We start from the raw sequence: 21,835 nt of genomic DNA on the forward strand, positions 1-21,835 counted from the left end.
TCTACTGGTCAGCAGATTCGACCACGGACTCCCAGAGCTGCTCAGTCCAGTCGGTGTCCTCGCTGGCCTCCTCAGCAGAGTCAGTCGCCACCTCTGCTTCGGTGAGGTCACCAATGACGTGGTATCTACGCTCACCGGGCAGCACCAGGTTGATCCTCTCGCGGGCCTGCTGCTGGACGAACTGCGGGTCATCCCAGCGGGCCAGCTCGGAGTACAGCTGGTCCTGCAGCTGTTCCTCGGCGACGATCTGTTCCTGGAGGGCGGCCAGTTCGGCACGCTGCTGCAGATAGGTACGCACGGTGGGCACCAGAAAGGAGATCACCACCAGGGTGACGATGGTCAGTACGATCATCCGTCCGGAGAAGGTGCGCTCCGGGACCAGGGTGCGGGCTGATACGGGGGTTTTGCGGGATGGCCTTTGGGCGTGCTTCTGCGGCTTATCCGCTCGGCGAGCGCGACGTGCGGTGATCTCGTCAGGGGTGCGGATCTGCCCGGAGACCTGCTCACGTTCGGCCAACCGGCGGTGTTCGGCCTTCTCCGCGCGCGCTAGGGCACGGCGCTGCCGGGCGGGGGGCTCTTCAGACTCGGCAGCGGAGACGGAGGTGCGGGCATGTCGCGCCACAGGCTCATCACCGCCTTAGCTAGGTATGCCCCGGCGGTCCGGTGATAAGCGCCGGACCGCCGAGCACACCACTGATGGGAAGCGTTCAGTTACAGAACCTCACCCTAGTGGCGGGGCAGTATAAGCGAGCCCCAGGACACGCCAAATGTCGAAAACTTCCCCTCGGGACGGTCGCTGGGAGGCACGGTCAGCCCAAGGCGGTTCTGTGCGGGATGAGATGCAAGGGACGGGAGGGAATCGGTAAGGTACCGCGACCGACCGGAGCGCGGCAGATCGCCCGCACGGAACCGCTCAGAAACGAGGGAAGGCGTTCTTCCCGGCGTAGCGGGCGGCGTCGCCGAGCTCCTCCTCGATACGCAGCAGCTGGTTGTACTTGGCCACGCGCTCGGAGCGTGCCGGGGCGCCGGTTTTGATCTGGCCGGCGTTGACCGCCACGGAGATGTCGGCGATGGTGACGTCCTCAGTCTCACCCGATCGGTGGCTGATCATGGTGGTGTACCGGCTGCGCTGGGCGAGGCTGATGGCGTCCAGGGTCTCGGTGAGCGAGCCGATCTGATTGACCTTGACCAGCAGGGAGTTGGCGGTGTCGGCCTCGATGCCCTTGGCCAGCCGGTCGGGGTTGGTGACGAACAGGTCGTCACCTACCAGCTGAACCTGGCTGCCGATGGCTTCGGTGAGGGTCTTCCAGCCGGCCCAGTCGTCCTCGTCCAGGGGGTCCTCGATGGAGACCAGCGGGTAGGCCTCCACCAGCTCCTTGTAGTAGTCACTCATCTGCTCAGGGGTGCGGGACTCGCCCTCGAAGGTGTAGGCCCCATCGGAGTAGAACTCGGTGGCGGCCACGTCCAGGGCCAGGGCCACGTCCTGGCCGGGGGTGTAGCCGGCGCGGGTGATGGCTTCGGAGATCAGGTCCAGGGCGGCCCGGTTGGACGGCAGGTCAGGGGCGAAGCCGCCCTCATCGCCGAGCCCAGTGGAGAGCCCCTTCTCCTTCAGCAGGGCCTTCAGCGCGTGGTAGACCTCCACCCCGGCACGCAGCGCCTCGGAGAAGGTGGCAGCACCGATGGGCGCGATCATGAACTCCTGGATGTCCACATTGGAGTCGGCGTGGCTGCCGCCGTTGAGGATGTTCATCATCGGCACCGGCAGCAGGTGGGCGTTGGGGCCTCCGAGGTACTTGTACAGCGGCAGGTCGGAGGCATCAGCTGCGGCCTTGGCCACGGCCAGGGAGACACCTAGGATGGCGTTGGCACCCAGGGAGCCCTTGTTCTCGGTGCCGTCGAGATCCAGCAGCACCTGGTCGATGACGCGCTGCTCGGTGGCGTCCAGGCCCTCCAGGGCGGGGGCGATGATCTCGTTGACGGCCTTGACCGCCTCGCTCACGCCCTTGCCCAGGTAGCGGGACTTGTCGCCGTCGCGGCGCTCCACCGCCTCGAAGGCGCCGGTGGAGGCCCCGGAGGGCACGGCGGCCTGGCCGAGACTGCCGTCGTCGAGCAGGACGTCGACCTCTACGGTCGGGTTTCCGCGGGAGTCGAGGATTTCGCGGCCGAAAACGCTGGCGATCAGGGACATGGGTGATGCTCCTTGCTTGGGAGGGGATGATGGGACATCGGTCACCATTGACTCGCCTCCAGCCTAGTCCAGTTCAGCTTTTTCCTCTGCTTTGATCCGGTTCCAGGCGGCATCGATCTCCTCCACGGTGGCCGGCTTGGGGTTCAGGGTCCCGTCGGGCTCGAATACATGGGGGTTGCGGCGGATGAGCTTGGCGGTGATCGCCTCGGCCACCCCGTCGAGGTCGAACTGGTCACGCTCGGCGGCGATGGCGGCGTGCAGCACCACCTGCAGCAGGATGTCGCCCAGTTCCTTGCGCAGCGGCTCCCCGGTGATGCCGGCACCGATCTCCTCAGCGACCTCCTGGGCCTCCTCAATGAGGTAGGGGGTCAGCGACTCATGGGTGAGCTGGGCCGTCCACGGGCAGTGCTCGCGCAGCTGGGCGATGACGGTGACCAGCCGGTGCATATTCGGCAGGGGCTGCTGGGAGGACTCCTCAGTCATTCCACGCTTCCAGCACGGCGGCGGTGAGCGCCTGGCGGTCTTCGTAGTCCAGGAAACTGGCCTCGATGGCGTTGACCTGGAAGTCGGCCAGCTCAGCCAGGCTGTAGTCGAAGGCCTCCGCCAATGCGGCCAGCTCCCCGCTGAGGGTCACCCCGGAGACCAGTCGGTTATCGGTGTTGACCCCAATGTTGAAACCGAGCTGGTAGAGCATGTCGAAGGGGTGCTGGTCCATACCACTGTCAGCATTTCCGGTCAGTGCGGTCACCGCGCCGGTCTGCAGGTTGGAGGTCGGGGAGGCCTCCAGGTGGATCTGCCGGTCGCGCACCCAGCGGGCCACCGGGCCCAGCTGGACCTCCACCAGATTCTCTCCCCCGTCCCCGGTTTTGGAGCGGGACTCCGGGCCGGTGGTCACGGTGATGTCCTCAGCCACCCGGATGCCGTGGCCCAGCCGCTGGGCCCGGCCATGGACCAGGGCGTCGCGGACTGATTCGATGCCATCGGCCTCACCGGCATGCACAGTGGCCGGCAGCATCTGCTCGGCTAGGCGGGTGAAGCTGGAGACGAATTTGGAGGGCGGGAACCCGGCCTCTGGCCCGGCGATGTCGAAGCCGACTACGCCATGCTCCCGGTGCCGCAGGGCCAGCTCCACGATCTCGGCGGCCTTGTCGTTCTGCCGCATCGCGGAGACCAGCTGGCCGACTGCGATGGCGCCGTCGGCTGCCGCCACGGCCTCAGTGCCCTCTTCCAGGCCGGCCTGGACAGCTTCCACGGCCTCATCCAGGCTCAGCCCGCCCGCCACATGCTGCTCGGGGGCCCAGCGGACCTCGGCGTAGACGATCCCGTCGGCGGCTAGATCCTCCACATACTCCCGGGCCACGCGGCGCAGGTTCGCCTCGCTCTGCATCACCGCAGTGGTGTGCGCGAAGGCCTCCAGGTACTTCACCAAATCCCCGGAGTTGGCGTTGGTGCGGAAGATCTCCTGCAGCTGCTCGGGATCGCTGCTGGGCAGTTCGTGGCCGATCTCAGCGGCCAGTTCAATGAGGGTAATCGGACGCAGTGAGCCGTCCAGGTGATCATGCAGGGAAACTTTGGGCAGTTCGCGCAGCTGGGCTTCAAAACCCTCGTAGGTGCTCATGGCACCTAGCCTACGTGCTATGCCTGCGGCCGGGAGCCTGCATCGTCATCTTTGTCTCGGCGGCGGCGACGCAGGTGGATGGGCGGTTCCACCGGCACCTCGCCGATGTCCTGGTAGCCCTCCGGGTCCAGGTGCACCCCTCGGCTGTCCAACCAGCGGGTGAGCAGGTTGAACAGCCGCTCGCAGCCCAGACCCACCAGGATCGCCACCCCGATGCCGACCGCCATGGCCAGCAGCATGTTCCCGAAGATCGCTTCCCCGGCCATCCCCAGTCCGAGCAGCCAGCTGGCCCAGAGCATGGATGCGGCAGCATCAATGAGCAGGAACCGGCGCAGCGAATAACCGGTGGAGCCGGCCACGAAGTTGATACCCACCCGGGCGCCGGGGACGAAGCGGCCCACGAAGATCACCAGCACCCCGCGGCGGTCCAGTCCGTGGCGGGCCCAGGTCAGGGTGCGCTGCATGGCCGGCCGGCGCATCCAGCCGAAGCGTTCGGTGCCGATGGCTCGGCCGAACCGGTAGGCGATGAAGTCTCCCAGCAGCGCAGCCGTACCGGCGGTGAGGATCACCCAGGGCCACCAGGGAGTGCCGGGCTCGTCCTGCACCGAGCCCAGGGCGATGATCAGCGAATCAGAGGGCAGCGGCGGGAAGAACCCGTTGACGGTGACGAAGCCGAAGAGCCCCAGCAGGGTCCACCAGCCGGAGGCAGCCTCCAGCACCAATTCGTCAAGCGAACTGAAGAACTCAGGCACTGTAGATCACCAACCCGTCCTTCAGGCGCGAAGATCGGCTGAATCCGGCCGGGTGGTGAGCGGGGTTCGGTGACCTGGCGCACCCCGCTGATCCGTATCCGCGCGGGGCCCAGAGGTCAGGGGCCTGTCACCGCCGCTGGGGCCAACACAGTCCTGATGATCGATCCGGGTCTTGATCAGCGGCTCTGGCACCACGGCCTCATCACCAATCGCCCAGGCTCCTACGAGCGCTTCCTCGGCCCGGGCGATGCGCTCGGGCTCATCGGTGCACAGAGTGATCAGCGGAGCCCCTGCGGTCACCGTGTCTCCCGGTTTGGCGTGCAATCTGACTCCCGCGGCGGCCTGGACCGGATCCTCCTTCCGGGCCCGTCCGGCGCCCAGCCGCCAGGCGGCGATGCCCACGGCATAGGCGTCCAGCCGGGTGAGCGTCCCGGAGGCTTCTGCGGTGATGGTGTGAGTGTGCTTGGGCTGCGCCAGCGGGGCCTCGGAGTCCCCGCCCTGGGCGGCGATCATTACCCGCCAGGAGTCCATGGCCTTGCCGTTGCGCAGGTTCTCCGCGGGGTCAACACCGGTGAGGCCCACGCCGGTAAGCATCTCGGCGGCCAGTGCCACGGTGAGATCGACGACGTCGCCCGGCCCGCCTCCGGCCAGCACCTCCAGCGACTCCTCCACCTCCACGGCGTTTCCGGCGGTCAGCCCCAGCGGGGTGGACATCTCGGTGAGCAGGGCAGTGGTGCGCACCCCGGCGTCGGTGCCCAGGGCGACCATGGTGCGAGCCAGCTCGGCGGCGTCGTCGTAGGTCTTCATGAACGCTCCGGTGCCGACTTTGACGTCCAGGACCAGGGCGTCGGTGCCCTCAGCGATCTTCTTGGACATGATCGAGCTGGCGATCAGCGGGATGGACTCCACGGTGCCGGTGACATCACGCAGCGCATAGAGCTTCTTGTCTGCCGGGGCGAGCCCGGCGCCAGCGGCGCAGATCACCGCGCCCACGGCGTCCAGCTGGTCCAGGATCTCCTGGTTGGACAGCTGGGCACGCCAACCGGGGATGGCCTCGAGCTTGTCCAGGGTGCCTCCGGTGTGGCCCAGTCCGCGGCCGGAGAGCTGGGGCACCGGAACCCCGTAGCTGGCCACCAGAGGGGCCAGCGGCAGGGTGATCTTATCCCCCACTCCTCCGGTGGAGTGCTTGTCGGCGGTGAGCCGCCGGGTGCCGTCGGCACGGGTCAGGGGGCTGAAGTCCATCCGTTCGCCGGTACTGATCATCGCTGCGGTCCACTGGGCGATCTCCTCCCGGCTCATCCCGCGCAGCAGGATGGCCATGGCCATCGCACTCATCTGCTCCTCTGCCACCGCACCGCGGGTGTAGGCGTGGATGAGCCAGTCGATCTGCTCCCGGGTGAGGGTGCCTCCGTCGCGCTTGGAGCGGATGAGGTCGACGGCGTCGTGGGAGCTGGTCACTCAGACCACCTCGGCAAGGTCCTGGGGACCGAAGGCCTGGGGAAGGATGCCTGCCATGCCGGTGATGCCCTGCGGGGTGAGGATCTGAAAGCTGGGAGCCGCGAACTCGTGGAGCAGCTGGCGGCAGCGGCCGCAGGGCATGATGGTGTCTCCCTTGGCGTTGACACAGGTGAACGCGGCGATGCTTCCGCCGCCGGTTATGTGGAGCTGGCCGATCAGGGTGTTCTCGGCGCACTGGCCCAGTCCGTAGCTGGCGTTCTCCACATTGCAGCCGGTGACCAGCCGGCCGTCCTCGGTCAGGGCGGCGGCTCCCACCGGATAGGCGGAATAGGGGGCATAGGCCTGCTCGGCCGCTGAGCGGGCGGCCTGGGTCAGGGCCGCGAAATCAACCTCTGGCATAAGCCTCAGTCTACTGAGCCGCAATACAGGCCCGGGCCACAGCGACCATGACCTTCACCCCCACGGCGATGGCCCGCTCATCGGGGATGTAGTCACCGCGGTGCAGGTCGTAGGACTCTCCGCCCGGGGTCTTGGTGCCCAGCCGGAACATGGAGCCGGGGACCTCTTGGGTCATCCAGCCGAAGTCTTCGCCACCCATGGACTGCTCTGCCAGGGTCAGAGAGTTCTCGCCCAGGGCGCGTTTGGCGGCCCGGTCCACGATGCCGGTGCAGCCTTCGTCATTGACCACCGGGGGCACCCCGCGCATATGGTCGAGATTCACATCCACTCCGTAGGCGGCTGCGGCCTGCTGCACGATGGGGGCAAGCACTCCGCCGGCCTCCTTCCAGGCATCGGCGTCCAGGATGCGCATAGTCCCGTGCAGAGTGCCCTCGGAGGGAATCGCATTGGCGGCGTTGCCGGCATGGATATGGCCCCACACCAGGGAGACACCGCTGCGGGCATCGATCCGCCGGGCCAGTACGGTCGGGACGATCGTGGCAATATGCCCCAGGGCACCCACCACATCCTCGGTCAGATGCGGCCGAGAGGTGTGCCCACCGCGGCCGGTGACCTCAACCCGCACCAGGTCGGAGGCTGAGGTGATCGGCCCGATCCGGGTCCCAATGGCCCCTACGGTCAGTTTAGGGTCGCAGTGCAGGGCGAAGATCCGCGGTACGCCCTCCAGCACGCCCTGCTTGACCACTTCCTGGGCGCCGCCGGGGAACTGCTCCTCGGCGGGCTGGAAGATGATCCGCACCCGGGACCCCAGGCCGGCGTCGTCGTTCTGTGCGACCCGCTGGGTGTGCATGTGCTGGAGGGTCCAAGCCAGTCCGAGCATCACGGTGGTGTGGATGTCATGCCCGCAGGAGTGGGCCACCCCCTCGTTGGCGGAGGCGTAATCCAGGCCGGTGGTCTCAATGATCGGCAGGGCATCGATGTCCCCGCGGAACGCTGCTGCGATGGGGGCATCAGCCGGACCCACATCCACATAGCAGCCGGTGGTCTCCGGCAGCAGCACCGGGTCCAGGCCGGCCTCACGCAGCTTGGCAGCGATCTGCCAGGTGGTGCGCTCCTCCTGCCATGAGAGTTCCGGATGGCCGTGGATGTCACGCCGGAAGGCAATCAGAGCCTCCTCCAGCTCGGCGATGATCTCCGCGGCAGTGGCCTCAGGGGCGGTGGCGCGGTCCACCTCGGCGTCTACCCGCGCGGTGACATCGGCGACCTCGGCCTCGGGCTCAGAGGACATCAGAATCTCCCTTCTCCTTCAGCGCCTCCACCGCTTGCTTCACGTTCTGGGCGTGATCGGTGGTGGTCACCAAGAGTGCATCCTCAGTGTCTACCACAACGATGTTCTCCACGCCGATCAGTGCTACGACACGTTGGGTATCTGAGACCACCACCCCGGAGGAGCTCTCGGAGTAGACCCGGGCCTGGGAGCCCAGCACGGTCATCGACTCCTGCTGAGCAGCCGGGTTCAGCCGGGCGATGGCGGCGAAGTCGCCCACATCGTCCCAAGTGAAGTAGCCGGGGATCACAGCCACGTCCCCGGCATCGGCGGCCGGTTCGGCCACCGCGTAGTCGATGGCGGTCTTGGGCAGGGTGGGCCATATCCTGATCAGAGTCTCCTGCTGGGCGGTGGTCCCCCAGCGGGATGCGATCTCGGTGAGTCCGGCGTGCAGCTCGGGCTCGGCAGCGGCCAGGTGGTCCAGGATCAGCGCCACCGGGGCGACGAACATCCCGGCGTTCCAGAGGTAGTTCCCGCTGGCGACGTACTCCTCGGCCACGGCCTCCCCGGGCTTCTCCACGAATTCCACCACATGGTGGGCATGCGGGGCGCCGTCGACGTCGTACTTCTCCCCCTGCCGGATGTAGCCGAACCCGGTGGAGGGGTGGGTGGGCTTGATGCCGATGGTCACAATCTTGCCGGTGGCCGCGGTGGCCACTGCCTCCCGCACCGCGCCTTGGAACACCGAGTCCGGGGCGATGACGTGGTCAGCAGCGAAGGACCCCATGATGGTACCGGCCTGCCCTGTGCGCCCTGCGGCCTGATCCCTGACGTGCAGGATGGCCGCGGCCAGACCGATGGCGGCGGCGGAGTCCTTAGGCTCGGGCTCGAGCACCAGGTCCGCCTCGGCCAGCTCAGGAATCTGCCCGGTGACCGCGGTGCGGTGCGATTCCCCGGTGACAACCATCACATTGTTTCTGGCCAGCGGAAGCAGCCGTTCGTAGGTGGACCGGATCAGGGTGGTGCCCGAACCGGTGAGGTCGTGCAGGAACTTGGGCGCAGCTGCACGGGAGAGCGGCCACAGCCGGGTTCCCACCCCACCAGCGGGGATCACGGCATGGAACCTGGCCAACGCGGCAGTCAGCGAATCAGAGGGTGAGGTCACTGGACCTAGGGTAGCCCCAACCTGGGATATCCGTTCACCGCACAGCGATCTTCTGCGACCGATTGAGCCGAGTGCAGAGTCCGGCCCCCGGTCGAGATTCTGCCGAGGCTGTTGAGGGAGAGAAAACGGCCAAGCCTGTTTTCTACAGCTTGTAGAAAACACCTCCGGCGCCAAAACATTAGGATGGTGCGCAACGGACATGCGACGACGCATCGAAAGGTAAACCCAAGTGACGCAGACAAAAAGCACCCCGGGCGGAAGGGGGACGCTCTATAAGGGCCGCGAAGGCATGTGGTCCTGGGTGGGGCACCGGATCACCGGCGTAGGCATCTTCTTCTTCCTCCTGGTTCACGTCCTGGACACCTCGCTGGTCCGCGTCTCCCCCGAGGCCTACAACGCGGTCATCGGCGCCTATAAGCACCCCATCATGATCCTCGGGGAGATCGGCCTGGTCGGGGCTATCGTGTTCCACGCGTTTAATGGGCTGCGGATCATTCTGGTGGACTTCTGGAAGCAGGGCACCCGCTACCACCGCCAGATGCTGTGGGCTGTGCTCATCCTGTGGCTGGTGACCATGGTGGCCTTCTCGGTGCGCCATCTGATGATCTTCTTCGAAGGCTGGGAGGGTTTCTAAGCGATGACTGCTACCAACTCTGAGGCAACACTGCCGGCCCAGGGCATCGAGGCCCCCCGCTCAGGCCGCATCGACCCCAAGTACCTGCGCTCCAACCCGTCCAAGGGCGCCTTCGAAATGTGGGCCTGGCTGTTCATGCGGATCTCCGGAGCCGCCCTGGTCATCCTGATCTTCGTGCACCTGTGGACCAACCTGATGGTCGGCGATGGCATCCACCAAATCGACTTCGCCTTCGTGGCCGGCAAATGGGCCAATCCGGTCTGGCAGTTCTGGGACTTGACCATGCTCTGGCTGGCCATGCTGCACGGCACCAACGGCATGCGCACCATCATCAACGACTACGCGGAGAAGGACTCCACCCGGCTGGCGCTGAAGTCCATCCTCTACCTGGCCGCGGCGGTCATCATCATCCTGGGCACCCTGGTGATCTTCACCTTCGAGCCCTGCCTGGTAGACGAGTCCGGCGCGCTGCTGGAGTACGCACCCAGCTTCTGCGAGACCGTGGTGAACTAGATGGCGACGACGCCGCAGCGCTCCTAGCTGCGCACCAGCACCCAAGCACTCCAACGCACCTAAGAAAAGAGAGCCGAAGAAGAACATGCAGGTTCATAAGTACGACGTTGTGATCGTCGGCGCCGGCGGCGCCGGGATGCGCGCCGCCATTGAGTCTGGCCAGCGCGCACGCACTGCAGTGCTGACCAAGCTCTATCCCACCCGCTCCCACACCGGCGCCGCCCAGGGCGGCATGTGTGCCGCACTGGCCAATGTCGAGGAAGACAACTGGGAATGGCACACCTTCGACACCGTCAAGGGCGGTGACTACCTGGTGGACCAGGATGCCGCGGAGGTGATGGCCAAGGAGGCCATCGACGCCGTGCTCGACCTGGAGAAGATGGGCCTGCCCTTCAACCGCACCCCTGAGGGCAAGATCGACCAGCGCCGGTTCGGCGGCCACACCCGCGACCACGGCAAGGCCGCCGTGCGCCGGGCCTGCTACGCCGCGGACCGCACCGGCCACATGATTCTGCAGACGCTCTATCAGAACTGTGTGAAGCACAATGTCGAGTTCTACAACGAGTACTACGTGCTGGACCTCATCACGGTAGAGGAGGAGGCCACCGGCGAGGACGGAAGCACCTACAAGCAGAAGCGGGTCGCCGGCGTGGTCTCCTATGACCTGGCCTCCGGCGAGCTGCACATCTTCCAGGCCAAGTCCGTGGTCTTCGCCTCCGGCGGTCTGGGCAAGATCTTCAAGACCACCTCCAACGCGCACACCCTGACCGGTGACGGTATGGCCATCGCCTACCGGGCCGGCATCCCGCTGGAGGATATGGAGTTCGTGCAGTTCCACCCCACCGGCCTGGCCGGGCTCGGTGTGCTGCTCTCCGAGGCGGCCCGCGGTGAGGGCGGCATCCTGCGCAACTCCGAGGGTGAGCGCTTCATGGAGCGCTATGCACCCACCATCAAGGATCTGGCCCCGCGTGACATCGTGGCCCGCTCGATGGCCCAGGAGGTCCGCGAGGGTCGCGGCTGCGGCCCGAACAAGGACTACGTGCTGCTGGACCTGACCCACCTGGAGCCGGAGCACATCGATGCCAAGCTGCCGGACATCACCGAGTTCGCCCGCACCTACCTGGCGGTGGAGCCACACACCGAGCCGGTGCCGGTGTTCCCTACCTGCCACTACGCCATGGGCGGGATCCCCACTAACATCAAGGCCGAAGTGCTCCAGGACAACGACACCGTGGTGCCGGGCCTCTACGCCGCCGGCGAGGTAGCCTGCGTGTCCGTGCACGGCTCCAACCGGCTGGGCACTAACTCGCTGCTGGACATCAATGTCTTCGGCAAGCGCGCCGGAATCTACGCCGCTGAATACGCCAACGGAGCAGAGTTTTTAGAGATCCCAGAGACCCCGGAGACCTTCGTCACCGAACAGCTGACCATGCTGCGCGAGGCCACCGGCTCCGAGCGGGTAGGCGCCATCCGCGCCGAGCTGCAGGACACCATGGACCTGAACATGCAGGTGTTCCGCTCCGAGGAGACCATCAAGGAGGCCCTGGACAAGATCGGCGAGCTGAAGGAGCGGTACAAGCAGATCACCGTGCAGGACAAGGGCCGCCGGTTCAACCTGGACCTGCTGGAGGCCGTGGAGCTGGGCTTCCTGCTGGACATGGCCGAGGTGATGACTGTCTCCGCCCTGCACCGCAAGGAGTCCCGCGGCGGTCACTACCGGGAGGACTACCCTGACCGCGACGACGAGAACTTCATGCTGCACTCGATGCTGTACAAGGATCCCGACGCCGAGACCGAGGGTGTGCGCGGAATCCGCTTCGACACCAAGCCGGTCACCTTCACCCGCTACGAGCCGATGGAGCGTAAGTACTGATGAGCACTGCAACACTTGAGCAAGAGCCAGCCTCCAAGGTGGACCTGGCCGAGTCCGGCGAGGGCGCCGGGGCCATCCAGGAGTTCAACATCACCCTGAAGGTCCGCCGCTACGATCCCGAGCGCTCCGAGGACGCCTGGTGGGACGAGTGGCAGCTGACCATGTTCGGCACCGACCGCGTACTGGACGCCCTGCACAAGGTCAAATGGGACATCGACGGCACCCTGACTTTCCGCCGCTCCTGCGCCCACGGGATCTGCGGATCGGACGCGATGCGGATCAACGGCCGGAACCGGCTGGCCTGCAAGACCCTGCTGAAAGACCTGGACACCTCCAAGCCAATCGTGGTGGAGGCCATCAAGGGCCTGCCGGTGGAGAAGGACCTGATCGTGGACATGGAGCCGTTCTTCCAGTCCTACCGGGAGATCATGCCCTTCCTGATCAACAACTCCCCGGCACCCACCGCTGAGCGGCTGCAGTCCCCGGAGGATCGGGCCCGGTTCGACGACACCACCAAGTGCATCCTGTGTGCCGCCTGCACCAGCTCCTGCCCGGTGTTCTGGACCGATGGCCAGTACTTCGGGCCGGCAGCCATCGTCAACGCCCACCGGTTCATCTTCGACTCCCGCGACGACGCCGGCGATATGCGTCTGGAGGTCCTCAACGACAAAGAGGGCGTGTGGCGCTGCCGCACCACCTTCAACTGCTCCGAGGCCTGCCCCCGCGGCATCGAGGTCACCAAGGCCATCCAAGAAGTCAAGACTGCGATCATTTCCAGGTCACTCTGATTTGATGGGCGGCGCCGTGTGGGCGCCTGGCTTCGCTTTGGTCGGTCGCGGTACCTTACGGTTTGTACCGCTTCCCTCCATCCCGCAACAGCGCCGCTCTCTGTTTAACCCTTGGAGGAGCGGTGGGCGTGGTCGGAGGCGGCGACCGCACCCCAGGCTGAGGAACTCCGTTAGCGCGAGCCTGCACTCTTTAAGTGCAGGTTGTTGTGTTTTGGCAATTTCATGGGCCGATACCACCACATCAATGGGGGGAGTATCGCTAAGCCAAGCGTCGCGAACAGAGCTATGCCCGGAATCCACCCCTGCCACCAGAAGACTCCGAAAGCGCTGCATAGCACCACCGCACCAGCACCTCCGACTGCACAAATCACCATGCGAGACTGCAGCTTATGAGCAGATGCGCACAGATCCGCCACAGTTGCCGCTAGCAGGTAGATGCAGATGAGCGGCAAGACCAAAGTCGCCACACTGATAAATGGATGGCGCAGCAGCAGCAGGACCTCGGCCCAAGGATTGTCATAGATGACCAAGGTCCACCCTAGGTATCCTGCCACACCTAAGAGAGCTGAGGTAAGAGCTACCACGCCGATTCGCCCCGGATCTAGGCGCCGGGAGTCGAATCGGAGCGGATGCCCCACTACCCGTTCATGACGTTCCATGCGAACTGATCCCATTCCAGGTTTGCAAGCGCTCGGTGTACTGGAGTGTTGTACCTAGCCGGTATGCCTCGTGCAGTAACTACAAGCTCCTCAGAGTGCCGGAAAGAGAAATCGATCGTTGCACCTGCACCGTAAATATGATTAGCGGTGCTAGTGAATCGGAAGTAAAAGATTTAGCTTGGCCGCAGGACTATACAGCTTTTGTAACGCGAACCGAAATCACATCCTTACATTTATTATGATGCGCGTTATGTAAACACCATATGCATGAAGGGCAAATTGTGCAAGGACACGACGAGACTCATGGAAAGTCCCCGCGTAGTCAGGGGCCGTGCCTCATAGAAAAGTCCCCGGCAAATATCGGGAGCAGGGGGTCAGCAACGATGAGGTATGCCAGATAAGGATGTCTCGTTGGCCACCAGGGTCGAGATCACCAAAAACTACGGCACCACCGGCTCGGGAGCGAATGACAGAGTGCGGAGACGCCAACTGCGCTGCCGGAGCGCGCACCCCAATAGACCCTCAACCCCGCTAGCTCGAGGAGTGGGCGTGGTCGGAGGCGGCGACGGCACCCCAGGCTGAGGCCATCAGGTAGACCAGGCTGAAGAGGTAGAAGTAGAAGAACAGGCCCAGCACGGTGGCGAAGGGGGCCAGCACCGGGTTCTCAGTGTCGGCGAAGTTGTTCAGCAGCGTGGTGGAGCCCAGGCGCAGCAGTGAGGCCCCGATTCCGGCGATCAGTGCCGACTGCCACAGTGCGGAGACCGGCATCACCAGCCGGGAGGCCACCCGCATCAGCAGCACCGCCACCAACATGTCAAGAATCAACGAGAAGCCGAGTGTAGCCCCTCGTGCCAGCCGCCGCGCAATACCTTCATCATCCCAACCCAGGAAGTCCCAGATCTCCTCGATGAACAAGGTACTGGCCACGCCCAGCACGGCGGTGGTGAGGATAATCAGGCCCAGGCACAGCATCAGCAGCAGGTCACGAGACTTGACCAGGACAATATTCTCCGCCATCAGCGGCCGTTCCCAGATACTGCGGATCCCGGAACGCAGCCCGTGCATCCAGGACAGCGAGGTGATCACGGTCAAGGCCAGGGAGACCGCCAGACCAATGCCGAACCCACTTGTGGCAAAGAGCTCGCTGGGTGAGGCCAGGTCGTTCTCCCCGTAGCCGATCAACCCCGGGATCATAGTGTCCACGGCTTCGACAATCAGCGCCTGGTAGCGCTCGTTGCCGCCGATGATCAGCCCGGCGATGGAGAAGGAGGCGAACAGCATGGCCGCCACCGAGAAGAACATCATATAGGCGGCACCGGCGGCCATCACCGTGCCGTAGCGGAAGAAGAACAGGTTGAATGCCCGCAGGAATCGGGTGCGATTCAGCCGGGCCAACCACCAGCCCAACAGCGGCCCCAGCAGCTTGACCCCGCTGCGTCCCTGACGCCGGGCCCGCCCGTAGGCCATGCGTGCCTGCAGCTCGTCCTGCTTCAGACGCTCGATGTTCAGCGGGTTGACCTTGGCCTTGACCTCGCGCCTGCTGTCCAGCTTCTCCACCCGGGCCTTGGCGGCCTCCAGGATCCCGTTGCTCTCATGCTGCTGGTTCCCCGGACCACCGTTCTGGGTCCGGGGTCGCAGGCGGGAGGGGTAGGCCATCGGACTCAGCCGCCAGCAGCAGGCAGGAAGCCCACCTTCTGGTACACCTCGGCAAGAGTCGACGACGCCGTCTCACGCGCCTTGGCAGCCCCTTTGGCCAGCAACGTGTCCAGCTCACCGGGATCGTTGAGCAGCTCAGCGGTGCGGTCACGGACCGGCCCCAGGGTGGCCACTGCCAGTTCGGCGAGATCCACTTTGAGGTGACCGTACATCTTGTCCGCGTATTCGGCCTCCAGCTCGGGGATGCTTTTGCCGCCCAGCACCGAGTAGATACTCAGCAGGCTGGAGATCCCCGGCTTGACGGCCGGATCGTAGCGGATCTCAGCGCCGTCGTCGGTCACTGCGGATTTGATCTTCTTGGCGATCTTCTTATCCGTGTCGGTCAGCAGCAGCACCCCGTTGGGAGAGGAGGCCGATTTGCTCATCTTGGCCGTGGGGTCCTGCAGGTCGTAGATCCGAGCTCCCTGCTCCGGGATCAGCGGTTTAGGGATCCGGAAGGTCTCGCCGAACCGGTGGTTGAACCGCTGGGCGAGGTCGCGGGTCAGCTCAATGTGCTGCTTCTGATCCTCGCCCACCGGCACCCCGTAGGGCTGGTAGAGCAGGATGTCGGCGGCCTGCAGGATCGGATAGGTGAACAGTCCGACCCCGGCGTGTTCGGAACCCTCTTTGGCGGACTTGTCCTTGAACTGGGTCATCCGGGCGGCCTCACCCATGCCAGTCTGGGTCATCAGCACCCAGGCCAGCTGGGCATGCTCGGGCACATGGGACTGCACAAATGGTGTGCTGCGGTCCGGGTCGATCCCACCGGCGATGTACTGCGCTGCGGTGCGGCGGGTGGCCTCGCGCAGTGCTGCCGGGTCCTGCGGCATGGTGATGGCGTGCAGGTCCACGATCATGAAGTAGGCATCGTGCTGCTCCTGCATCCGCACCCAGTTCAGCAGCGCGCCCACATAGTTGCCCAGGTGCAGGGAGTCGCCGGTGGGCTGCATGCCCGAAAGTACGCGTTCAGCCACAACCAGTCCTTTGCTTCAGTTCAGTGCGAGTGACGCGTTCATTCTACGTCCCTTGTCAGTTCAGTCCCCGCCCAGGGCGAAGCCTGCCTCCAGGTCCCGCTGGGAGAAGGTCCGGAAGGCGACCATTGTCTCGGTGCTGTGGATGGTCCCGGCCTTTGAGATCTTCCCCGGCACAAGCTCACTGAGGTCCTCGAAATCCGGAACCTTGACCATCACCACCAGGTCCCAGGCGCCGGTGACCGAGTACACAGCCTCGACCTCCTCAATGGCGGCAATCTCCTGGGCGGTCTCCGGGATCCTATGCGGATCAGTCTTAATCATGGTGATAGCAGTAATCATGGTGAGCTCCTAGTAAGTCGTTCGTGGCGAGGGAGCACTGCGCGAACTCCCCACTGATAATGTAACGAGATGTCTGAGCCAGCTCCTGGGGAAAGGTCCTCCCCGCACTCTATGCCAGTCTCCCCGATCCCCCCGCACCGCGATCTGCTGCTGACCGTCTTCGGTCTCTACGGCCGGGCGGCTGACGGCTGGATCCCAGTAGCCCATCTGGTGCAGATGCTCTCTGACGTCGGCGCTGACCCCTCGGGGGTACGGGCCTCCATCTCCAGACTCACCAAGAAGGGGACACTGGTCAACCGACGGAAGGGACGCCGCTCCGAGTACCGGCTGAGCCCCGGACTCTACGGCGCATTCTCCGCTGGCGACCGGCGCATCTTCCAGCCCCGCCAGACCTCGCTGAGCGACGCCTGGCTGCTGGCCACGTTCAGCCTCTCGGAGTCTCAGCGGGCACTGCGGCACAAGATCCGCAGCGGCCTGACCCGGCTCGGCTTCGGCACGGTGAGCCCCGGCCTCTGGATCGCTCCTGCCCATCTGGAGGAGGAGACCCTGGAGTACTTTGAGCGGCACAGGCTGGCTGAGCACACCATCTTCTTCCGGGCTGAGCTGACCGCAGACCAGCAACCACAAGCCACCTGGTGGAATCTGAAGCTGCTGCAGGAGCGCTACGAGCGATTCGTGACGCGCTATGCTCCGCTACTGGAGCAAGTCAAGCCGCGGAAGGTCTCCGGCAGTGAAGCTTTCGCCCTGTACATACCGATGCTCACTGAGTGGCGCGGCCTGCCGTATCTGGACCCCGGCCTCCCGGAAGAGATCCTGCCACCCCAGTGGCACGGTCAGAGGGCCCGATCAGTGTTCGCTGAGCTGCACGAGCTGCTTTCCGCCAGGGCCGCCGAGCACGCTCATCAGGTGCTAGGCCACTGAACCTCCACCTGAGTCCTCAGCGGGACTGGATCACCGCCACGCCCTGAATCTCGACCACGGCCGCCTTCTGCCACAGTTGGGAGACTCCGATGCCGGCCATCGCGGGATATCGCTTGCCCACCATCTCTCGCCAAATCTGTCCGATCTCATGGCCACGGGCCATGTAGTCGTCCACGTCGGTCAGATAGATCGTCAGGGTGACCAGGTCATCCGGCTGCCCGCCGGCCTCACGGAGGGTCTCCAGTACATTGCTCAGCGCTTGGCGGAACTGGTCCACCACGGTGCCCTCAACAATCTTCCCCTCCTTGTTCAGCGCGGTCTGACCGCCCAGGTAAACGGTGTCGCCGGCTTTGACCCCGTGGGAGAAGCCTTTTGCCGGTGCCAGGCTGTCCGGGACGATGATCTCGTTGATGAACATGTCGTGCTCCAATTCGCTGAGGGGTCTAAAGATTTCATGCCGCCTGTGGCACAGAACATATCTGTATGTGTTAGGTTCTATCTTACATATTCATGACGGACGTTACGTAAGTAATATGCATGAAACATTTGCTGACTAGTCTCGTGACTGTCAACCTGCTCGGGGCTGGTCCACGAGGCATATGAGGAGTGAGATGAAGCTCGCCACCATCCGCCTGAAGCCGGATCCGGAGACTGACCGCGCCGTCGCGGACAGCGGCTTCGGCTGGTCGCTGCTGCCGACAAATATCTCCTCGGTCTCGGACCTGCTCAGGACACCGGGCTGGGCGGAGATCGTAGCCCAACAGAGGACTGCCGTGGCCGAGGATGAGATCGCCAGCTTTGAGAACCCTCTCCCCGAGCCGGCCAAAGTGATCTGCTGCGGACTGAACTACCGCCACCACATCCTGGAGATGGGCCGGGATCTGCCTGAGTTCCCCACGCTCTTCGCCAAGTACGCCGACACTCTGATCGGCCCCAGCGATGAGATCCGCACCCACGTGCACGCCAGGCTAGACTGGGAGGCCGAGCTCGCCGTGGTCATCGGCTCCGACCTGCACCGCGCTTCGCGCCAGCAGGCGCAGCAGGGCATCGCCGGCTACACGATTAGCAACGACATCTCCATGCGCGACTGGCAGCGCCGGACCCTGCAGTGGTTCCAGGGCAAAGCCCACGACGCCACCACCCCGGTGGGACCGGTCGTGGTCACCGCCGACGCCCTGGACCCCGAGCAGGGGCTGCGCATCACCTGCGCGGTCAACCGCGAGACCGTCCAGGACTCCTCCACCGACCAGCTGGTCTTCGACTGCGCCGATCTGGTCGCCTACATCTCCGGCTTCACCCGCCTGCGCCCGGGCGACCTGGTGCTCACCGGAACCCCGGGCGGGGTCGGCATGGGTATGGAGCCGCCCCGGTTCCTGAACGACGGCGACATCGTCACCACCTCTGTGGAAGGCATCGGAACTCTCACCAACACCGTCGTGTTCGCCTAAGCACTTCTCTACTCACTACGTAAAGGAACCAGACATGACAGACAGAGCATCCGAAGAACTCGTCCGCGAAGCTGCGGCCGGGTCCGTGCCCGTGGTGACCCGAGCCGGGGGGGAGGACACTAACACCAGCCAGTCCGGCGGTGCTGTCCGCATTTCTGGCGTCTCCGTCCAACACACCCCTGCCACCAAGATCTGGTTCGGCCAGGTCTCCAACGTCCCAGGCTATCGCTCCCTGCCCCACCACCACGGTGAGGCTGAGACCGGCGGCTACGTGCTCAAGGGCCACGGCCGCATCTACTTCGGCGAGGACTACAGCGAATACCTGGATATGAAGGAGGGCGACTGGGTGTTCGTGCCGCCGTATATGCCGCATGTGGAGGCCAATATGTCCGTCACTGAGGATCTGGTCTGGCTGACCACCCGTACTCCGGAGAACATCGTGATCAACCTTGAGGATGTTCCGGACGAGACGTTGGAGGGCTTCCGCCGAGCATGAGCACCGAGGACCAGATCCCTGCCAACTCTCCAGACAGCGACCGTATGCTCGCCGCGCTGGAGCTGACCCCTGCCGCAGCCGTGGATAACGACGCCGCGGTCTCAGCCTACACCGCCCGCACGCAGTATGTGCCCTGGCCCAAGGCCTACGGCGGGGATCTGGTCGCCCAGGGAGTGCGCGCCATGCAGGCTTCCTTCGCCCCCAGTTCCGGCAAGGCGCTGCACTCTGCGCACAGCTACTTCATGCGCCCCGGCGACGTCGGCGCAGAGATCCGCTACGAGGTGGAGCATCTGCGCGACGGCCGCGGCTACTCCACACGTCAGGTGCGGGCTTACCAGGGCGGGAAGATCATCTACACAGGCCTGGGCTCCTTCTCAGTGTCGGCCGAGGGGCCGGAGTATGCGCCTGCCCTGGAGGACGCCGTCGGCGGAGAGCTGCCCGCCCCGGAGGATGTGCCCAGCACCGCTGAGGCGCTGCAGTCCGCTGGGGTGCTGGGCACCTCGGGGGCGCAGCCGGACGGGATCCCGGAGTCCCTGCGCAAAGCAGCCGACTACTGGGCCTACGGGCGCAGCTTCGACATCCGCCATGTGCCCGGACCGGTCTACCTGCAGACCGATGAGACCCACACCCCTCGGCAGGCGATCTGGCTGAAGACCTTTGCGCTGCTGCCCAGTGGCGACCCGCAGCTGCACCAGGCGGCACTGGCCTATGTCTGTGACTACACCATCCTGGAGCCCTCACTGCGCGCGGTGGGCATGCACTGGACGGCTGAGGGCTTCGTCTCTGCCTCACTGGACCACTCCATGTGGTTCCACCGGCCCGCGCGGGTGGACGAATGGCTACTCTACCTCAGCGAATCACGGAACGTCTCCAACCAGCGCGGCCTCTCCAACGGCGCCTTCTACACCCGTGACGGCACTCTGGTGGCCTCCCTGGCCCAAGAGGGCATGATCCGGATGCCGAGCTGACCCCTGCAGATGATCTAAGGACACACCATGAATCTCTCACCCAGCGCCCACCAGGACACATTCTGCCGAGACAGCCTCCCGCCAGAGGAGCTGTGGCCCACTTTGGAGTTCCCCGTGCCGGAGGTCCAGTACCCGGAGCGGCTCAACGCCGGCAAGGTACTGATCGACGACGCCGTGGCCCAGTTCGGTTACGACAAGGCCGATACTCCCCGTCCGGCACTCCGCACCCCCGACGGCACGGTGATCACCTATCCGGAGCTGCAGCGGCGTGCTGATCAGGTCGCTCATATGCTGACCCAGGAACTCGGCGTCGTCCCTGGCAATCGGGTCATGCTGCGCGCTCCGAACAACCCGTGGCTGGTGGCCTGCTGGCTGGGCGTACTGAAGGCCGGCGCAGTGGTGGTGACCATTATGCCGATCCTGCGGCACAACGAGGTGGCGAACCTGGTGGAACTGACCAAGCCCACCGTGGCGCTGATCGACGACCGCTTCCTAGAGGGCATCGACGTCGAGGCCCTCGGCGTGCCGGTGGTGCCGGTAGCCGGTTCCGGAACAGCCGCCGAGCAGGATGAGCTCACCCAGCGTGCGAGCAAGTACGCCGAGCCGTTCGAGGCAGTGGACACCGCAGCCGACGACGTCGCCCTGCTGGGCCCCACCTCCGGTTCCACCGGCATCCCGAAGATCACCATGCACTTCCACCGGGACATCCTGGCCAATGCGGACACCTTCTCCCACTACCGGCTGCAGCCGACCAAAGAGGACATCTTCGCCGGGTCTCCCCCGCTGGCCTTCACCTTCGGGCTGGGCGGACTGGTGGTCTTCCCGCTGCGCGTGGGCGCTTCCTCGCTGCTGACGGAGCGGGCGACTCCGCTGCAGCTGGCCGAACTGGCCGCCGAGCATCAGGTCACAGTGCTGTTCACCGCACCGACCGCCTACCGGGCCATCGTCAAGGAGGGCAGGGGCGAGCTGCTGCACGGCCTGCGGGTGGGCGTCTCGGCCGGTGAACACCTGCCGGCGACCACCTGGCAGGAGGTGTATGAGGCCACCGGGGTGAAGCTGCTCAACGGCATCGGCGCCACCGAGCTGCTACATGTCTTCGTCTCCACCGATCTGGGCGCCGACTCCCCGGGCAAGACCGGCAAGCCGGTACCGGGCTATCGGGCCAGGATCATCGACGAGGACGGTAACGATGTTCCCCAGGGGGAGACCGGCCGGCTCGCGGTAATCGGACCCACCGGGTGCCGCTACCTCAACGACGTGCGCCAGAAGAAGTACGTCTTCGACGGGTGGAACATCACCGGGGACACCTTCTATCAGGACACGGACGGGGACTTCGTCTACAAGGCCCGCTCCGACTCGATGATCATCTCCTCCGGGTACAACATCGGTGCCCCGGAGGTGGAGGAGGCCATCAACACCCACCCGGCAGTCTGGGAGTCGGGGGTGGTCGGCAAGCCTGACTCCGAGCGAGGGAACATCGTCTGCGCCTTCGTAGTGCTGCGCGAAGGGGAGACTCCCAGTGATGAGCTGAAGAAGGTCATCCAGGACCACGTCAAGGCCACGATCGCCCCGTACAAGTACCCGCGCGAAGTGCATTTCATCGAGGCTCTGCCCAAGAATCCCTCGGGCAAGACCCAGCACTTCCTGCTGCGCGACCTGGCAGCCGCCTGAGCATCTGAA

Annotated in this window: 23 protein-coding genes; 9 read left to right on the forward strand and 14 right to left on the reverse strand. The window is 65.1% G+C overall.

All coding sequences use genetic code 11. The features are described 5' to 3' along the window. Position 1: 1 nt before the first annotated feature. From F0311_RS15260 to F0311_RS15300, 9 genes are all read right to left on the reverse strand, one after another. A complete protein-coding gene (locus F0311_RS15260) occupies positions 2-622 on the reverse strand; it encodes an FtsB family cell division protein (protein ID WP_150462794.1) in 621 nt (206 codons plus the stop codon). Positions 623-913: 291 nt separating this feature from the next. Further along, on the reverse strand, positions 914-2,188 hold the full coding sequence (gene eno / locus F0311_RS15265; RefSeq protein ID WP_150462795.1) for a phosphopyruvate hydratase: 1,275 nt from the start codon (positions 2,186-2,188) through the stop codon (positions 914-916). Positions 2,189-2,251: 63 nt separating this feature from the next. After that, positions 2,252-2,671 carry a MazG nucleotide pyrophosphohydrolase domain-containing protein gene (locus tag F0311_RS15270; RefSeq protein WP_150462796.1) on the reverse strand — a complete coding sequence of 140 codons (420 nt, stop codon included), beginning with the start codon at positions 2,669-2,671 and terminating at the stop codon, positions 2,252-2,254. Next, positions 2,664-3,806, reverse strand: coding sequence for an adenosine deaminase (locus F0311_RS15275; protein WP_150462797.1), 1,143 nt, complete (start codon positions 3,804-3,806; stop codon positions 2,664-2,666). Before F0311_RS15275 ends, F0311_RS15270 begins: the two co-directional genes overlap by 8 nt. A gap of 17 nt (positions 3,807-3,823) precedes the next feature. Further along, on the reverse strand, positions 3,824-4,558 hold the full coding sequence (locus F0311_RS15280) for a DedA family protein (RefSeq protein ID WP_150462798.1): 735 nt from the start codon (positions 4,556-4,558) through the stop codon (positions 3,824-3,826). A gap of 21 nt (positions 4,559-4,579) precedes the next feature. Further along, a complete protein-coding gene (locus F0311_RS15285; RefSeq protein WP_150462799.1) occupies positions 4,580-6,016 on the reverse strand; it encodes a thymidine phosphorylase in 1,437 nt (478 codons plus the stop codon). Further along, entirely contained in the window at positions 6,017-6,415 is a 399-nt protein-coding gene (locus tag F0311_RS15290) for a cytidine deaminase (RefSeq protein ID WP_150462800.1), read from the reverse strand. Between the two features lie 10 nt (positions 6,416-6,425). Next, positions 6,426-7,703 carry an amidohydrolase gene (locus F0311_RS15295; RefSeq protein WP_150462801.1) on the reverse strand — a complete coding sequence of 426 codons (1,278 nt, stop codon included), beginning with the start codon at positions 7,701-7,703 and terminating at the stop codon, positions 6,426-6,428. Then, a complete protein-coding gene (locus F0311_RS15300) occupies positions 7,693-8,847 on the reverse strand; it encodes a mannose-1-phosphate guanylyltransferase (protein WP_150462802.1) in 1,155 nt (384 codons plus the stop codon). Before F0311_RS15300 ends, F0311_RS15295 begins: the two co-directional genes overlap by 11 nt. A 229-nt stretch (positions 8,848-9,076) precedes the next feature. On the opposite strand from F0311_RS15300, the gene sdhC reads away from it, so the two are divergent. The 4 genes from sdhC to F0311_RS15320 all read left to right on the forward strand — a co-directional run bounded on the left by sdhC (position 9,077) and on the right by F0311_RS15320 (position 12,655). Then, positions 9,077-9,481: a succinate dehydrogenase, cytochrome b556 subunit gene (gene sdhC, locus F0311_RS15305; protein WP_223881408.1), complete on the forward strand. Its 405-nt coding sequence runs from the start codon at positions 9,077-9,079 to the stop codon at positions 9,479-9,481. A gap of 3 nt (positions 9,482-9,484) precedes the next feature. Beyond that, positions 9,485-9,994, forward strand: a complete 510-nt coding sequence (locus F0311_RS15310) for a succinate dehydrogenase hydrophobic membrane anchor subunit (RefSeq protein ID WP_150462803.1) — start codon at positions 9,485-9,487, stop codon at positions 9,992-9,994. A gap of 85 nt (positions 9,995-10,079) precedes the next feature. Then, positions 10,080-11,867 (forward strand): succinate dehydrogenase flavoprotein subunit, encoded by a 1,788-nt coding sequence (gene sdhA / locus F0311_RS15315; protein WP_150462804.1) that lies wholly within the window; start codon positions 10,080-10,082, stop codon positions 11,865-11,867. Next, complete coding sequence (locus F0311_RS15320) at positions 11,867-12,655, forward strand: succinate dehydrogenase iron-sulfur subunit (RefSeq protein WP_150462805.1); 789 nt, start codon at positions 11,867-11,869, stop codon at positions 12,653-12,655. Before sdhA ends, F0311_RS15320 begins: the two co-directional genes overlap by 1 nt. A gap of 170 nt (positions 12,656-12,825) precedes the next feature. On the opposite strand, the gene F0311_RS15325 is transcribed toward F0311_RS15320, so the two are convergent. The 4 genes from F0311_RS15325 to F0311_RS15340 all read right to left on the reverse strand — a co-directional run bounded on the left by F0311_RS15325 (position 12,826) and on the right by F0311_RS15340 (position 16,322). Then, positions 12,826-13,185, reverse strand: coding sequence for a hypothetical protein (locus F0311_RS15325; protein WP_150462806.1), 360 nt, complete (start codon positions 13,183-13,185; stop codon positions 12,826-12,828). A gap of 660 nt (positions 13,186-13,845) precedes the next feature. After that, the gene (locus F0311_RS15330; RefSeq protein WP_150462807.1) at positions 13,846-14,970 is read right to left on the reverse strand and encodes a YihY/virulence factor BrkB family protein; all 1,125 of its coding nucleotides are present in this window, start codon (positions 14,968-14,970) and stop codon (positions 13,846-13,848) included. 5 nt (positions 14,971-14,975) lie between these two features. Beyond that, positions 14,976-15,989, reverse strand: a complete 1,014-nt coding sequence (gene trpS / locus F0311_RS15335) for a tryptophan--tRNA ligase (RefSeq protein WP_396897456.1) — start codon at positions 15,987-15,989, stop codon at positions 14,976-14,978. A gap of 54 nt (positions 15,990-16,043) precedes the next feature. Continuing rightward, positions 16,044-16,322, reverse strand: a complete 279-nt coding sequence (locus F0311_RS15340) for an Lrp/AsnC family transcriptional regulator (RefSeq protein ID WP_150462808.1) — start codon at positions 16,320-16,322, stop codon at positions 16,044-16,046. Positions 16,323-16,391: 69 nt separating this feature from the next. Between F0311_RS15340 and F0311_RS15345 the strand changes: the two genes are divergently transcribed. Then, positions 16,392-17,243 (forward strand): PaaX family transcriptional regulator, encoded by an 852-nt coding sequence (locus F0311_RS15345; protein WP_150462809.1) that lies wholly within the window; start codon positions 16,392-16,394, stop codon positions 17,241-17,243. A gap of 16 nt (positions 17,244-17,259) precedes the next feature. On the opposite strand, the gene F0311_RS15350 is transcribed toward F0311_RS15345, so the two are convergent. Further along, positions 17,260-17,661, reverse strand: coding sequence for a RidA family protein (locus F0311_RS15350; RefSeq protein WP_150462810.1), 402 nt, complete (start codon positions 17,659-17,661; stop codon positions 17,260-17,262). Between the two features lie 193 nt (positions 17,662-17,854). Here F0311_RS15350 and F0311_RS15355 point away from each other — a divergent pair, with 193 nt between their 5' ends. From F0311_RS15355 to F0311_RS15370, 4 genes are read left to right on the forward strand one after another with little or no spacing between them, the layout of a single operon-like run. Next, the gene (locus tag F0311_RS15355; protein WP_150462811.1) at positions 17,855-18,691 is read left to right on the forward strand and encodes a fumarylacetoacetate hydrolase family protein; all 837 of its coding nucleotides are present in this window, start codon (positions 17,855-17,857) and stop codon (positions 18,689-18,691) included. A 34-nt stretch (positions 18,692-18,725) separates the two neighbouring features. Further along, positions 18,726-19,187, forward strand: coding sequence for a cupin domain-containing protein (locus F0311_RS15360; protein ID WP_150462812.1), 462 nt, complete (start codon positions 18,726-18,728; stop codon positions 19,185-19,187). Further along, complete coding sequence (locus F0311_RS15365; protein ID WP_150462813.1) at positions 19,184-20,155, forward strand: acyl-CoA thioesterase; 972 nt, start codon at positions 19,184-19,186, stop codon at positions 20,153-20,155. Before F0311_RS15360 ends, F0311_RS15365 begins: the two co-directional genes overlap by 4 nt. A gap of 27 nt (positions 20,156-20,182) precedes the next feature. Beyond that, positions 20,183-21,826: an AMP-binding protein gene (locus tag F0311_RS15370; protein ID WP_150462814.1), complete on the forward strand. Its 1,644-nt coding sequence runs from the start codon at positions 20,183-20,185 to the stop codon at positions 21,824-21,826. The last annotated feature ends 9 nt before the right edge of the window (positions 21,827-21,835 follow it).

The organism is Nesterenkonia ebinurensis (genome assembly GCF_008711175.1).
GTDB lineage: Bacteria > Actinomycetota > Actinomycetes > Actinomycetales > Micrococcaceae > Nesterenkonia > Nesterenkonia ebinurensis.

Excerpts from the sequence above, each read along its gene's own strand:
- eno (WP_150462795.1), bottom strand. The coding sequence starts at position 2,188 with ATGTCCCTGATCGCCAGCGTTTTCGGCCGCGAAATCCTCGACTCCCGC.
- F0311_RS15270 (WP_150462796.1), bottom strand. The coding sequence starts at position 2,671 with ATGACTGAGGAGTCCTCCCAGCAGCCCCTGCCGAATATGCACCGGCTG.
- F0311_RS15275 (WP_150462797.1), bottom strand. The coding sequence starts at position 3,806 with ATGAGCACCTACGAGGGTTTTGAAGCCCAGCTGCGCGAACTGCCCAAA.
- F0311_RS15290 (WP_150462800.1), bottom strand. The coding sequence starts at position 6,415 with ATGCCAGAGGTTGATTTCGCGGCCCTGACCCAGGCCGCCCGCTCAGCG.
- F0311_RS15295 (WP_150462801.1), bottom strand. The coding sequence starts at position 7,703 with ATGTCCTCTGAGCCCGAGGCCGAGGTCGCCGATGTCACCGCGCGGGTA.
- F0311_RS15310 (WP_150462803.1), top strand. The coding sequence starts at position 9,485 with ATGACTGCTACCAACTCTGAGGCAACACTGCCGGCCCAGGGCATCGAG.
- sdhA (WP_150462804.1), top strand. The coding sequence starts at position 10,080 with ATGCAGGTTCATAAGTACGACGTTGTGATCGTCGGCGCCGGCGGCGCC.
- F0311_RS15320 (WP_150462805.1), top strand. The coding sequence starts at position 11,867 with ATGAGCACTGCAACACTTGAGCAAGAGCCAGCCTCCAAGGTGGACCTG.
- F0311_RS15330 (WP_150462807.1), bottom strand. The coding sequence starts at position 14,970 with ATGGCCTACCCCTCCCGCCTGCGACCCCGGACCCAGAACGGTGGTCCG.
- F0311_RS15340 (WP_150462808.1), bottom strand. The coding sequence starts at position 16,322 with ATGATTACTGCTATCACCATGATTAAGACTGATCCGCATAGGATCCCG.
- F0311_RS15345 (WP_150462809.1), top strand. The coding sequence starts at position 16,392 with ATGTCTGAGCCAGCTCCTGGGGAAAGGTCCTCCCCGCACTCTATGCCA.
- F0311_RS15350 (WP_150462810.1), bottom strand. The coding sequence starts at position 17,661 with ATGTTCATCAACGAGATCATCGTCCCGGACAGCCTGGCACCGGCAAAA.
- F0311_RS15355 (WP_150462811.1), top strand. The coding sequence starts at position 17,855 with ATGAAGCTCGCCACCATCCGCCTGAAGCCGGATCCGGAGACTGACCGC.
- F0311_RS15360 (WP_150462812.1), top strand. The coding sequence starts at position 18,726 with ATGACAGACAGAGCATCCGAAGAACTCGTCCGCGAAGCTGCGGCCGGG.
- F0311_RS15365 (WP_150462813.1), top strand. The coding sequence starts at position 19,184 with ATGAGCACCGAGGACCAGATCCCTGCCAACTCTCCAGACAGCGACCGT.
- F0311_RS15370 (WP_150462814.1), top strand. The coding sequence starts at position 20,183 with ATGAATCTCTCACCCAGCGCCCACCAGGACACATTCTGCCGAGACAGC.